At 69.1% G+C, this 12,651-nt stretch carries 12 protein-coding genes; 8 read left to right on the top strand and 4 right to left on the bottom strand.

Going from position 1 to position 12,651, the window contains the following annotated elements; translation table 11 throughout:
• Nucleotides 1–105: 105 nt before the first annotated feature.
• A complete protein-coding gene (locus tag OG876_RS35445; RefSeq protein ID WP_328521067.1) occupies nt 106–2,460 on the bottom strand; it encodes an arylsulfatase in 2,355 nt (784 codons plus the stop codon).
• Nucleotides 2,461–2,689: 229 nt separating this feature from the next.
• On the opposite strand from OG876_RS35445, the gene OG876_RS35440 reads away from it, so the two are divergent.
• Genes OG876_RS35440 through OG876_RS35425 form a run of 4 tightly spaced genes read left to right on the top strand, consistent with a single transcriptional unit; the run spans nt 2,690 to nt 5,262 of the window.
• The gene (locus OG876_RS35440) at nt 2,690–3,988 is read left to right on the top strand and encodes a diacylglycerol/lipid kinase family protein (RefSeq protein WP_328521066.1); all 1,299 of its coding nucleotides are present in this window, start codon (nt 2,690–2,692) and stop codon (nt 3,986–3,988) included.
• On the top strand, nt 3,988–4,206 hold the full coding sequence (locus tag OG876_RS35435) for an amphi-Trp domain-containing protein (protein ID WP_328521065.1): 219 nt from the start codon (nt 3,988–3,990) through the stop codon (nt 4,204–4,206). Before OG876_RS35440 ends, OG876_RS35435 begins: the two co-directional genes overlap by 1 nt.
• A gap of 13 nt (nt 4,207–4,219) precedes the next feature.
• Nucleotides 4,220–4,804, top strand: a complete 585-nt coding sequence (locus OG876_RS35430; RefSeq protein WP_328521064.1) for a phosphatase PAP2 family protein — start codon at nt 4,220–4,222, stop codon at nt 4,802–4,804.
• The gene (locus OG876_RS35425) at nt 4,801–5,262 is read left to right on the top strand and encodes a DUF6069 family protein (RefSeq protein ID WP_328521063.1); all 462 of its coding nucleotides are present in this window, start codon (nt 4,801–4,803) and stop codon (nt 5,260–5,262) included. Before OG876_RS35430 ends, OG876_RS35425 begins: the two co-directional genes overlap by 4 nt.
• Here the strand turns inward: OG876_RS35425 and OG876_RS35420 are convergent.
• Entirely contained in the window at nt 5,256–6,968 is a 1,713-nt protein-coding gene (locus OG876_RS35420) for a SulP family inorganic anion transporter (RefSeq protein WP_328521062.1), read from the bottom strand. The genes OG876_RS35425 and OG876_RS35420 overlap by 7 nt on opposite strands.
• Nucleotides 6,969–7,117: 149 nt before the next feature.
• Here OG876_RS35420 and OG876_RS35415 point away from each other — a divergent pair, with 149 nt between their 5' ends.
• On the top strand, nt 7,118–7,543 hold the full coding sequence (locus OG876_RS35415; protein WP_328521061.1) for a DUF7144 family membrane protein: 426 nt from the start codon (nt 7,118–7,120) through the stop codon (nt 7,541–7,543).
• Nucleotides 7,544–7,553: 10 nt separating this feature from the next.
• Here the strand turns inward: OG876_RS35415 and OG876_RS35410 are convergent, their stop codons facing one another.
• On the bottom strand, nt 7,554–8,168 hold the full coding sequence (locus OG876_RS35410) for a hypothetical protein (RefSeq protein ID WP_328521060.1): 615 nt from the start codon (nt 8,166–8,168) through the stop codon (nt 7,554–7,556).
• A gap of 9 nt (nt 8,169–8,177) precedes the next feature.
• The gene (locus OG876_RS35405; protein WP_328521059.1) at nt 8,178–9,335 is read right to left on the bottom strand and encodes an AI-2E family transporter; all 1,158 of its coding nucleotides are present in this window, start codon (nt 9,333–9,335) and stop codon (nt 8,178–8,180) included.
• Between the two features lie 186 nt (nt 9,336–9,521).
• Here OG876_RS35405 and OG876_RS35400 point away from each other — a divergent pair, with 186 nt between their 5' ends.
• The 3 genes from OG876_RS35400 to OG876_RS35390 all read left to right on the top strand — a co-directional run bounded on the left by OG876_RS35400 (nt 9,522) and on the right by OG876_RS35390 (nt 12,636).
• Nucleotides 9,522–10,040 carry a hypothetical protein gene (locus OG876_RS35400; protein WP_328521058.1) on the top strand — a complete coding sequence of 173 codons (519 nt, stop codon included), beginning with the start codon at nt 9,522–9,524 and terminating at the stop codon, nt 10,038–10,040.
• 105 nt (nt 10,041–10,145) lie between these two features.
• Nucleotides 10,146–10,556 (top strand): DUF7144 family membrane protein, encoded by a 411-nt coding sequence (locus OG876_RS35395; protein WP_328521057.1) that lies wholly within the window; start codon nt 10,146–10,148, stop codon nt 10,554–10,556.
• Between the two features lie 13 nt (nt 10,557–10,569).
• Complete coding sequence (locus OG876_RS35390; protein ID WP_328521056.1) at nt 10,570–12,636, top strand: phage holin family protein; 2,067 nt, start codon at nt 10,570–10,572, stop codon at nt 12,634–12,636.
• Nucleotides 12,637–12,651: the final 15 nt, after the last annotated feature.

The following is a 12,651-nucleotide window of genomic DNA, read 5'->3' as shown; positions in this document are numbered from 1 at the left end:
TCAGCAGGACTCCGGTCGCCGCATCACCCCTGAGGGACTATCAGCCTCGACCCGGGCAAAGACCGTGGCCCGGCGGGCCGGGCCACGGTCTTGAGTCGGGAGGTCCTACTCGCGCATCAGCATCAGGGCGGCTTCGCGCTCGAGGTCCAGGTAGGGGTCGCCGCTGACGTCGACTGCGACCCGGTTGATCGTCCCGCCGATGAACTGGTGCGGCGGTTCACCGGGGTAGTCGTCGGTGATCGGTTCTCCGCTGTGCCGGCCGACGTACAGCCCGGAACCTGCGATCGCGAAGGCCCCGAGCTGGGTCTTGATGTGCCCCTCGCCGACCTTCTCGTCTCCGTAGTAGAGCGAGAGCGTGCCGGTTGCGGCGTCGGGGTCCATCCCTTCCTTGTCGAACGAGGCCGAGAGGATCAGGTTCTCGCCGGTCGGGATGTCTTTCGTCGCAACGACCTGCTGTTCGAGCGCGCCGACGAAACTGTTCACGTAGTGCAGCCGGTTGTTCTTCACGTACAGCGCATGGCCACCGAATCTGGCGCCCATCGCGAACAGCACGCCTTCGGCTCCCGGTGCGGGGATGTCGACCAGGGCGCCGATCGAGAACGAGCGGTTGCGGGTGTTGACCGCCTGCCACTCCGAGACCGGGGCAGTGCCGGGGTAGTAGACGTACCGATCCTTCGGAGCGCTCAGCTGGGGCCGGGGGGTACCGAGGATCTCCAGTGGAGAGCGGTCGTCGAGCGGGAAGGCGTCGTTCGCGCCCGCCTCCGCGAACCAGATGTTCACCAGTTCGCGCAGCTTCTCCGGCTGCTCCGCCGCGAGGTTGTTGATCTCGGACCGGTCGACCTCGACGTGGTAGAGCTCCCATTCGTCGGCGTTGAAATGCGCCCAGCCCGACACGGTCGGGTGGGTGGTGACCGCCTTCCAGCCCTCGTGGTAGATCGAGCGGGACCCGAGCATCGAGTAGAACTGCGTCTTCCGTCCGGAGTCGGCGGACGCGTCGTCGACGCTGGCCCGCATGCTGATCCCGTCGATGGGGCTCTGGGTGTGTCCCTTGATCGTCTCCGGGGCGTCGACGCCGAGGACGTCGAGGATGGTCGGGACGATGTCGATCGCGTGGTGGTACTGGTGGTGGATCTCGCCGCGGGCCGTCGCACCCGCCGGCCACGAGATGATGCAGGGGTCCGCCGTACCGCCGTTGAACTCGTAGCGCTTCCACATCTTGAACGGCGTGTTGAACGCCATCGCCCAGCCGTTGGGGTAGTGGTTGTAGGTCTTCGTGCCACCCAGATCGTCCAGCTTGGCGAGGTTCTCGGCCAGATCGTCCTCGATCCCGTTGGCGAACTTCATTTCGTTGACCGAGCCGTTCGGGCCGCCTTCGCCGCTCGCACCGTTGTCGGACACCACGACGATCATGGTGTTGTCCAGCTGGTCGGTCTGCTCCAGGTAGGTGAGCAACCGGCCGATGTGGTGGTCGGCGTGCGCGAGGAATCCGGCGTACACCTCGGCCATCCGGGCGAACAGGCGCCGCTCGTCGGCGTTCAGGGTGTCCCACGGACGGGTGTAGTCCAGCGTCGGGAACGGCAGGTGATCCGGGCCGCTGCGAGTCTCGGGTGTGCCGATCGGATTCAGTGCGGGTAACTCGGTGTCGGCCGGCACCACACCGAGTTTCTTCTGGCGGGCCAGGGTCTCCTCCCGCATCGCCTCGTACCCCTGGTCGAACTGCCCGGCGAACTTGTCGATCCATTCCTTCGGCGCGTGGTGTGGCGCGTGGCAGGCGCCGGGTGCGTAGTAGAGCAGGAACGGTTTCTCCGGAGCGATCGCCTTGGCGTCCCTGATGAACTCGATCGCCTTGTCGGTGATGTCGTCGGTCAGGTGGTAGCCCTCCTCGGGCGAGCGCGGCTGATTGACGGGGTGGTTGTCGTAGACCAGGTCGGGGTACCACTGGTTCGTCTCGGCCCCGAGGAACCCGTACCACCGTTCGAAGCCGCGGCCGCTCGGCCAGTTCCGGCGCGTCGCCGCGAGGTTCATCTCGTCGGTGGGGCACAGGTGCCACTTGCCCACCATGTACGTGTTCCAGCCGCGCTCTCCGAGGATCTCCGGCAACATCCCGTTCTCTGGTGGGATCGTGCCGCTGGCGTTCGGGAATCCGATCGCTGCCTCGGTGATGCACGCCATGCTGTTGCGCGTATGGTTACGGCCGGTGAGGAGGCACGACCGGGTCGGCGAGCACAGCGCCGTCGTGTGCCACTGGGTGAAGCGCACCCCGCGGGACGCGATCGCGTCGATGTTGGGCGTCTCGATCGGGCCGCCGTAGCAACTCATCGCCGAGAAGCCGACGTCGTCCAGGACGATGTAGACGACGTTCGGTGCACCGTCCGGCGCCTTCGCCGGCTCGAACGGCGTCCAATCCGGCTCGGAGTCGCGGATATCGACCTTGATGGTCCCTCGGAACGGCACAGGCATAACGTCCCCTCCTCATTGCTTGCTGACAGCAGTCGGCCTCAAGCCTCGATCGAGCCCGAATCCGAGTCGCCACCCGCCGCGGATGAACCGGTATTCCCGCGTGGCAACGGGCCGGTAGATCATCCGGGCTGTGGGATGCCTCGAGGGTGGGGGCCGGACAGGATGGCGGTGGTGTCGGGGCTCGGCGCTGAAGCGGAGATTCTGAGGGCTGGCCGATGGGGTGGAATTCGTGAGGCGGCGGATTGCGGCGGTGGTCGCGCTGGTGGTGGGGGCGGCGACGCTGGTCTTCGGTGTCGTGAACGCCGTGAACGTGTTTCCGCGCGGCCTGATCTTCCTGGCGTGCGTCGTGATCGCGGTCGCAGCGGCTTGTTACGGCGTACTGCGGCGAGGGATCGCGCGCCTGGCCGGGTTGTACGTGGCCGGTCTGGCGCTGGTCGGTGCGCTGCTCGTCATCATTTTGGGTGGGGATCTCGGCCGCGATCTTCTGCTTCTCGCCGGACTGCTGGTCACACTGGCAGCTACCCGTGCCAGCTTCACCTCCCACGTGGATCTCCCGTCCGCGTCGGCCCCGCAGCATCCGGTGCTGTTCTACAACCCGAAATCCGGTGGCGGGAAGGCAGAACGCTTCGCAGTCGCCAAGGAAGCACGCGACCGCGGGATCGAGCCGATCGAGCTGAAGCGCGGGGACGATCTCGAGACCCTGGTCCGCGGCGCGGTCGCGCGGGGCGCCGACGGACTCGCGATGGCCGGCGGGGACGGCTCGCAGGCGGTTGTCGCCGCGGTCGCCGCCGAACTGTCGCTGCCCTACGCCTGCGTGCCGGCCGGCACCCGCAACCACTTCGCGCTCGACCTCGGAGTCGACCGGGACGATGTGGTCGGTGCTCTGGACGCTTTCGTCAACGGCGGCGAGCGCTTGGTGGATCTCGCCGAGGTCAACGGGCGGGTGTTCGTCAACAACGTGTCGCTCGGCGTGTACGCCGAAGCCGTCCAGCGCACCGGCTACCGCGCGGCGAAGATCCGGACTCTGCTCGACACCGTGCCCGACGCCCTCGGCGCCGGTGGCAGCGACCTCGATATGCGCTGGGCGGGACCGGGCGGGCAGGAACACCGCGGGGGAGCTGCCGTGCTCGTCTCCAACAACCGCTACCGCCTCGGTCGTGCGGTCGGCTCCGGCACCCGCCCGCGCATCGACGACGGTCTGCTCGGCATCACCGTCATGGGCGCGCCGGCGGATGAAGGTCAACGCCGCCTTCAGCGTCCTATGCGCGAGTGGACGACTCCGTCCTTCCAGGTCGATGCCGATCGGCCACTGCCGGCCGGCGTCGACGGCGAGGCGCTCATCTTCGACGCGCCGCTGCGCTTTCAGATCCGGCCCGGAGTTCTCCGGGTCCGTATCGCGCCCCAGCACCCGGGCGCATCGCCGTCGGCGATGCTTCCCGAGGGCCTCCGCGACGGCCTGGCCGCGCTGGTGCGCATCGCTCTCGGCCGCGACCGGCACTCGGCAAGCTCAACCCCTGGGAGGCCGTAATGGATCTGATCGAGATCCACGAGAAGGAGCCGATGAGCCGGGAGGCCGCCGCGGCCCGATTGCGCGCTCTTGCCGACAGCCTCACCAAGGAGAACGATGTCGAGTTCGACCGGGGCGGCCTGCGGGTCAGGGTGCACGTTCCGGACGAGGTGTTCCTGAAGCTCGAGTTCGAGCTCGGGGACGACGGGAGCGAGCTCGAGGTCGAGCTCACATGGTGACGGAAACCGTTGCGTGATCGGCTCATCGCACCGGCTCTCTGCCTACGACCGCGCGCTGTACCGGTCGGTGGCAGAACTGCCCACGCCCGTCCTGGACGAGCCGCTACGACGGGTGTCCGACTTCGCCAACTTCTCCAAGCCGTGGTTCCTGGCGGCCGGCGCCCTTGCGCTGTTCGGCGGCCCGCAAGGCCGGCGGGCCGCGGTCGCGGGGCTCGGGGCAATCGGGGCGGCGTCGTTGCTGGTGAACCAGCCGCTCAAGAAGATGGTCGGTGAACGCCACCGGCCCGACCGGGTCGGCCTCGGCGTCCCCGTACAGCGCTGGGTGCGCATGCCCTCGTCGGGATCCTTTCCGTCCGGACACTCCGCGTCCGCGGCGGCCTTCGCCGTCGCCGTCGGGGAGGTCGTGCCCGCGCTGCGGCCGGCACTGCGGGGAGCGGCGGCGGTCGTCGCGTTCTCCCGGGTTTACACGGGCGTGCATTACCCGAGTGACGTTCTGGTCGGCGCGACTGTAGGGGCGCTGTTCGGACGCTTGGCCGGATGGCTGGCGCTCCGCGGCCGCCCACCGAAGCCAGCCGAAGACAAGGAGCACACGTCATGACAGTTCAACCCACGCACGGCGGTGCGAACGCGATCGCCGCCGGCCGCCTCTGGGCGGGAGGCGCGGCCACGGCCGTCGTCGCCGCACTGATCGCGGTGGTCGGCATACTGCTTGCGCGCGGCGTCTTCGACGTACCCATCCTCGCACCGGAAGGCGAGGGCACCTGGGGAGACGTGGACACCCTGAGGTACGCGTTGTACTGCGCTGCCGCGGCACTGGTGGCTACCGGCCTGCTGCATCTGCTGCTGATCTCCACGCCCCGGCCCCTGCAGTTCTTCAGCTGGATCATCGGGCTGGCCACAGTCGCCGCGACACTCCTGCCGTTCGTCGCCAACGGCACGACGGAATCGAAGATCGCGACGGGTCTGATCAACCTCATCGTCGGGATCGCCATCGGCACGCTGCTGACCGGAGCAGCGCGGTCGGCCATGCGCGACCGCCGTACCACCACCTACTGATCGGAGTTCGGCGGTCGACGCCGCACTGCCCAGGCCTCGGCCTCCAGCAAGGCTTGCGTCGTCGATTCCCCGACCACCTCGGTGGCCTCGAAGACGCCGACCGGTTCGGACGCCCCTGGCCGGTCGGTACGACGCAGCAGCTCGGCCACGGCGTGGTCGACCCCGCTGAGGTACAACCGGCCGTCGACCGCGCTCAGGGCGGCGGCGTAGTCGTCCACGACCTTGACGAACGTCGCGCCAATGGCCGTCCGGCCGCGCATCCGCAGTACGACGGTTGGTGCGTCGGCGCCGGCCGGGTCGGGCAGCTTGGCCTGGAGAGTGCGCGAGCCGGCGTACAGCAGGCTCCCGTACACATCGAGGACGGTCGCTCGATAGCTGGGCAGCTTCGCGGGAGCCGGGTGCTCGCTCCACCGGCCGTCGCCGATGGGCGACAGCTGGACGACCTTGAGGTCCGACGCCTCCTGGTTGAGCTGCAGCAGCAGCGAGAGGGACACGCCGATGCCGACCGCGGCGGCGATCGGCAGGAACAGGGTGGCGCAGAAGGTCGTGACGACCGCGATCTGCGACGTCGGGCCGGTCCGCAGGATCGACACCAACTCGCGGGGCCGCAGCGACTTGGCCGCCGCGTAGATGAGCACGGCCGCCAGTGTCGGCATGGCGACCAGCCCGATCACCTGGGAGAAGGCCAGGAGGATCGCGATCATCCACAGGCCTGAACAGATCGCCGCCCACCTGCTGCGGCCGCCGACCGTCTGGTTCAGGGAGGTCTGGCCCACCGAACCGCCGACCGGCAGGCCGCGGAAGAAGCCGGCCGCGGCGTTGCCGATGCCCTGGGCAACGAAGTCCCGGTTCGCGTCCGAGGGGGTTCCGTCCCGGTTCGGCGCGGCGTCGGCGACACCACTGCCCTGCACGAGGACGATGGCCGCAACCGCCAACGCGCCGGTGATCAAAGAGACGGACAGCTGGCCGAGGTCCGGCAGCTGCGGCAGCGGAATGCCGCGAGGAATCTCTCCGGTGTCCTTCACGAGGGTCACCTGATCGGCGCCGGCGAGGGCCAGGCCGGCGGTCGGAACGGCGAGCGCCACCAACGCGCTCACCCTCGCCAGCGGGGTCCGGGACAGGCCGACGAGGATAGCGAGCGCGGCGAGCCCCGCGAGCAGCGACGCGAGATCGACCTGCCCGGGGTGGAAGATGTCCATGGCCCTCGTGAGCGCGACGTCGCCGGTGGCCTTCGCGCCGGCGAGACTCGGCAGCTGACTGAGGATGATGTTGACCGAGATCCCGGTGAGGAAGCCGGTCATCACCGAGTGTGACACGAAGCGGGTGTAGCGCCCCAACCGCGCGATGCCCGCCAGGATCATCACCAGGCCGGCGATGATCGTCAACAGCAGCAGGGCTTGCGGCCGGTCCGCGGGGTCCACGCCTTCCAGGGCCGATCCGGCCGCCAGGGCCCCGGCCGTGGTCGTGGTGATCACCATCAGTTGACTACTCGTCGCGAATCCGCCCGCGACCGGACCGGCGAAGCTTGCGTAGAGCCCATGGATCGGGTTCACGCCGATGAGTGCCGCGGACGCCATCCCGTTGGGAACGCTGCTGATCGCGCCCGGCAGACCGGCGATCACGTCGGCGCGCAGGTTCCGTCCCTCGGGGCGGATCGATCGCAGCCACCGCAGCAGCGGGCGCGCGCTCACGCGGTGACCGGCCACGCGTGTCTCCCTCCGCGATCGAGGGTCTGATGGTTGCGAGCCTAGGGGTTGAGCGTCAGCGCCATCTCACCCTGGATGGACGATGCGGTGAGGGGGATCGGCGGGCATCGTCATCACCGTGGGGGCGGATGACCAGAAGGGGTGGCACCATGACGCACGAATACGGCCCGATGGACGACCTGGCACCGCAGCGGGATGTCTCGAGCGGAGCGGTGGGCGGCGTCGCGTTCGCCGCGACCCTGACGGCCATGATCGGGTCGTTCTCGATCGTGGCGGGGCTCGCCGCGATTCTCGACGATGACTACATGGTCAACAACCGGCGCTACGCGTTCCACCTCTCCGTTCCCGCGTGGGGGTGGATCCACCTGGTGCTGGGCATCGCACTCGTCGTGGTCGGGATCGGGCTTTTCGCCAACAAGGCGTGGGCAGGGATGGTCGCGATCATCTTCGCCGGGCTGACCGCCCTCGATTATTTCTTCTTCATTCCCGTCCAGCCGGTCTGGTCGATCGTGGTGATCGCGCTTTGCGTGTGGGTCATCTGGGCCGTGACAAGGGCGCGAGAAAGCCAGGTCTGACGGGTCGGCGTCAGGGTCTGCGCACAGCCGTCGCGCGCCGCCGTCCCCAGTGCCCGCGGCGGCTGAGGGCGCGGATGAAGAACTCGCCCAGCTGATAGCGCGGGTCGGGCGCGGTGGGGATCGACGCGGGGGAGCCGAAGGCGACGTCTTCGATGGTGAGCCGGGAACCTCGACTCAGCGCGTCGTGATAGCCGACGAGTCGCCCGTCCACGCGCAGGTAGGTCTTGCCGCTGGTGTGCCAGTCGAATCTCAGTTCCGCGAAGTGCGTGCTGGGGTTCGCCAGCTGCCCGATGTCGTGCCAGGCCCGGTGCACCCGGACCCGGACCAAGGCCTTGAAGCTGGTCAGTGGTTCGAGGCTCAGGTCGAACTCGTCCCCGAGGCGAAGGATCCGCAGCGACGAGCTCACGGTCCGGCCGGGGTGCTTGAGCTGCAATTGGCAGCTCACCCCGATCACATCCACCAGGGGAGTGTCGAGGACGTAGTGGAGGCTGCGGCCCGGTGCGATCAGCACGGTGCCCTCGGACGGACTCAGCGCGAGCGAGTGGGGCGACAAACTGCCCGGCAAACCCTCGAGGGACCGGATGTTGTGGTCCGGAAACTCACGCAGCAACACTGACCGCCACATGGCGATCCCCTAGCCGGCCCGCTCGGCCGCGACATCGCCAGGAGGGAGGTCGGCCGCTTCCGCGGTCGGAGCGTCCTCCGGGGACGGGGCACCGGAGATCAGGCCGGCGAGCCAGCGGGTGGACGGGTCCGCCTCCAGCAGCAGGGCCTTGACCAGGAGCGACAGCGGGATGGCCAGGATGGCGCCCAGCGGGCCGAGGACCCAGGCCCAGAAGACCAGGGAGACGAAGGTCAGCGTCGTAGAGAGACCGACCGCGTCGCCGACGACCTTCGGCTGGATGATCGACTGGATGATGAAGTTGATGACGCTGTACGCCACGATCACCCACAGAAAGGTCTCCCAGCCCGAGTCGAGCAGCCCGAGCAGCGCGGGCGGGATCACTCCGATGAAGAACCCGACGTTCGGGATGTAGTTGGTGATCAGAGCGAGCAGGCCCCACAGCCAGGGCAGCGGGATGTCCAGCACGTAGAGGACGCCGACGTCGAAGATGGCGACGATCAGCCCGAAGACGGTCGAGACGATCAGGTAGCGCGTCGTACTCCGGGCGAAGCCGGTCAGGGCGCCGGTGATGTCCGGCCGGACCCGTGCCGTCTCGCGCAGGCGGTCCGAGAAGTGGGTGGCGTCGATTCCCATGAAGAACAGCAGGATGACGACGAAGGCCAGGTTCGAGAAGACCCCGAGGAGTCCGCTCAGCCAGCCTTGCAGGACATCGAGGAGTGCCCCCAGGTCGAGCTTCTTCAGGGCGGCCTGGAGTTGCTCCTCGCCCACGCCGAGGTTCGCCAGCCAGTTCCGGACGTCGTCGACGATGCCGGCGAACTTGTCCTGGTACGTCGGCAGCAGAGTCGCCAGCTTCGCGAGCGACAAGGCCAGCGCCGCCGCCACTGCCAGCAGGAAGACGATCACGACCACGAGTGCGATCAGCGCGGCAAGCCAGCGCCGGAGGCCTCGTCTGATCAGCAGTTGGCGCAGCGGCGTGACGGCGATCGTCAGCACGAGCGCGAGGAAGACGGGTCCGACGATGCCCGGGATGCTGCGCAGTCCGGCGGCCGTCAGGACCGCGGCGCCCGTCCCGAGGAGGACGACCACCCCGCGCGGCAGCGCCCAGGTAGGTGGCGTGCCGGCAGCCGACGCCTGGCCATCGGGGGACTCCGTGGAGCCTGCGGACATGTCGCAACCTCCCTCCCCGGACTCCATCCGGGCTTCGAAGATCGCTCAGATCACCCTGGGCAGCATCACCCGCCCTGGATGATCCTTCGCGTCATCCGATCGGGGTGAGGTGGCGGGGTACGTCGCCGCGGGAGGCTGCTCCTGATCCCATGGCACTGACCTGAGCGGCACGGTGAAGGAGGCCGGATGGGTGACGGGCCGACGGCCGACTCGGCCACTGCGCGCCAGGAGCGTTCCCCGTCCGACTACGCGGGGGCGATCTACGGGTCCCTGCTGGCGGCGTCGGTGGTGGCCGGCACCGGCCCGGGGCATCAGCCTCCGAACCCTGGCCAGCTGATCGCACTGCTGCTCGCGACCGGCGTGGTGTTCTGGCTGGCCCACGTGTATGCCCACCTGGTCGGAGAGAAATCATCCCGGGCCCTCGTGTCCCTGACGGAGTTCCGCGTCTGTGCCAGGCGGGAGTGGCCGATTGTGCAGGCCGCCGTACCTCCCGCGGCGGCGGTCGGCGTCGGTGTGCTCCTCGGGTTGTCGAACGCTGGCGCCGCATGGCTGGCGCTGGCGGTGGCGGTCGGATCTCAGTTGGGATGGGCGCTGTACGTCGCTGCCAAAGCAGGCGCCACCAGGGGCCGCCTGGTGGCTGCAGGCGTCATCAACCTCTTCCTGGGCCTGGTGATCGTCCTGCTGAAGGCCGCGTTGACCCATTGAGGCTGGTACGTCGTCCGCCAAGGGTGACGCGGCGGCGGCCGGTGCGGTCCTACTGTCGACGCGCACTCGACATCCGTCGAGCCCGAGCAGGAGGGGTGGACACAGATGACCGACAACCGCGGTGTCGAGCCGCAGGCAGAATCGGGTTGGGCGATGAGCGGAGTCGCCTTCGCCGCCACGATGCTGCTGCTGATCGGCGCCTTCCATGTGGTCGCCGGCTTGGCTGCGATCCTGAACGACGAGTACTTCGGGATCGTCCGGGGCTACGCCTTCCATCTGGACATCACCTCCTGGGGCTGGATCCACCTGGTCATCGGACTGGCGCTCATCGTCACCGGCGTCGGTCTGTTCTCCCGGGCGGTCTGGGCAGGAGTGGTCGCCCTGTTCGTGGTGGTGCTCAGTGCCATCGACAACTTCTTCTTCATTCCGTACCAGCCGTTCTGGGCGCTGCTGCTGATCGCCCTCGACGCTTGGGTGATCTGGGCGCTCACGCGTCCGCGCGCGCTGCGGACCTGACGGCCGGACAGCCGTGGCCACCCCGCTGGTCCGGACTGGCGATCTCGGCCGGATCGTCGCCACCTATGTCACCTCGGCCCTGGCGCTGGCGCTGGCGGCGGCCGTGCTGCCCGGCCTGAAGTTCTCGTCGTTCACGCAGTTGCTCGCCGCGGCCGCGGCGGCCTTGTTGGTCGGTGCGCTGGTGCGCCCGGTCCTCGTCGCCGCGAGTGCGGCGATCGGCTGGCTCGCGGTGCTCCTGCTGGCATTTCTCGGGCAGGCCGTGATCCTCGCGGTGGCGCTCACGCTGATCCCGGGCGTCGAGGCGGACTCCTTCTGGGTCGTGCTCGCCGCCGCCTGGATCGTGGCGGCAGCGACGACGATCGTGGCCTGGCTCTGTACCTCCGGTACGCCGGAAGCCTTCACCGCGGCCCTCGTCCGCCGGACCAGGCGCCGGCGCACACCGGTCGACGATCCCGAGACTCCCGGCGTCATCTTCGTTCAGCTCGACGGCGTGCCCTTCCCCGTCCTGCGCTGGCAACTTCTGGCCGCCACCCTGCCCACCGTGGGCCGCTGGGTCCGCGACGGCGGCTATCGGCTGGTGGAATGGACGCCGGTCCTGCCGCCCACTACGCCGGCCAGCCAGTTGGGGATCCTGCACGGCCGCATCGACGGGGTCCCCGCGTTCCGCTGGTACGACCGGGCCCTCGGACGGGTGCTGGTGGCCAACCGCGCCGCCGACGCCGCCGAGATCGAGCGCCGCGCCTCTGATGGTCGGGGTCTGCTGGCTGACGGCGGCGTGAGCATCTCCAACCTGTTCAGCGGAGACGCCGAGCGATCCGTGCTGACGATGAGCAAGATCGAGCTCAAGCGGGGTTCCGCTGACACGCGTCGCCGCGTCGCCTGGTATCTCGCCCGGCCGGACGGGTTCGCGGGCAGCCTGTTCGGGGCGGTCGCGGAGATCGCCCGGGAGCGGTTCGAGGCCCGGCGCCAGCGCCGCCGCGACGTTCAGCCACGGGGACACCGTGGCTGGCTGTTCGCCGGCATGCGGGCCGTGACGAACGTCGTACTGCGGGATCTCAACACCGCGCTGGTGGCCGAAGAGATGATTCGCGGCACCCGGGCCGTGTACGTCGACTATGTCGACTACGACGAGGTCGCTCATCACGCCGGCTGTCTGCGGCCGGAGTCGCTCGCCGCGCTCGATCGGCTCGATCACGTGCTGGCGTGCCTGGAGGAGGTCGCCGCGGCAGCGCCTCGCCCGTACCGGCTGGTCATCCTGTCCGACCACGGGCAGTCCCAGGGAGCGATCTTCGCCGATCGGTACGGAGTCGACCTCGCCGCCGTCTGCGCCCAGCTGACCGCGGCACAGGTCGAAGCCGTCGAGCAGCCGGTCGAGGGCTGGGGCCGCCTGAACGGACTCCTGGCCGATCTGTCCGGGAGTGACTCGAGCCGGGGGCGTGCCGCCCACGGCGCGGCGCTCCGGGTGCAGCGCCGCTCCGCGCCGCCGGCGGTCACCGCAGGTTCGGACCTGGTCGTCCTCGGGTCGGGCAACCTCGGCCTGGTGTACGCCGCCGAGGAGGTCCGGCTGACGATGGAGGAGATCAACGGCCGGTGGCCGGCCCTCATCCCCGGGCTGGTGAACCATGACGGGATCAGTTTCGTCGCGGTGATGAGCACCGAGCACGGACCGCTGGTGGTCGGGCCCTCGGGTCTCCACCGGCTGTCCGACGACAAGGTGACGGGGGATGACCCGCTGGCGCCTTTCGGGCCGCTGATTCCGGCCGATCTGCTGCGAGCGGTGTCGATGCCCGAGGCACCTGATCTGTACGTGAACAGCTCGGTCGACCAGGACACCGGCGAGGTCTCCGCGTTCGAGGGTCTGGTCGGCAGCCACGGTGGGCTCGGCGGCTGGCAGGGACGGGCGCTCCTGCTCGCTCCGCCCGACCTGGCCGTTCCGGACCAGCCGATCCGCGGCGCGGACGAGCTGCACCGCGTGCTCGTCGGCTATCTCGAACAGCTCGGGCAACGCGGCGGGATCTCTCGCGACGATGCGACCCAGGTATCACCGCCGGACCGACGGAGACTCACCCACAGAGGATGATCAACCTGCGCGGCC

It is taken from the genome of Kribbella sp. NBC_00359, assembly GCF_036097425.1.
Lineage (GTDB): Bacteria > Actinomycetota > Actinomycetes > Propionibacteriales > Kribbellaceae > Kribbella.
The sequence above is the reverse complement of the archived record's forward strand: the minus strand, read 5'-3'. Positions and strand labels throughout refer to the sequence as shown.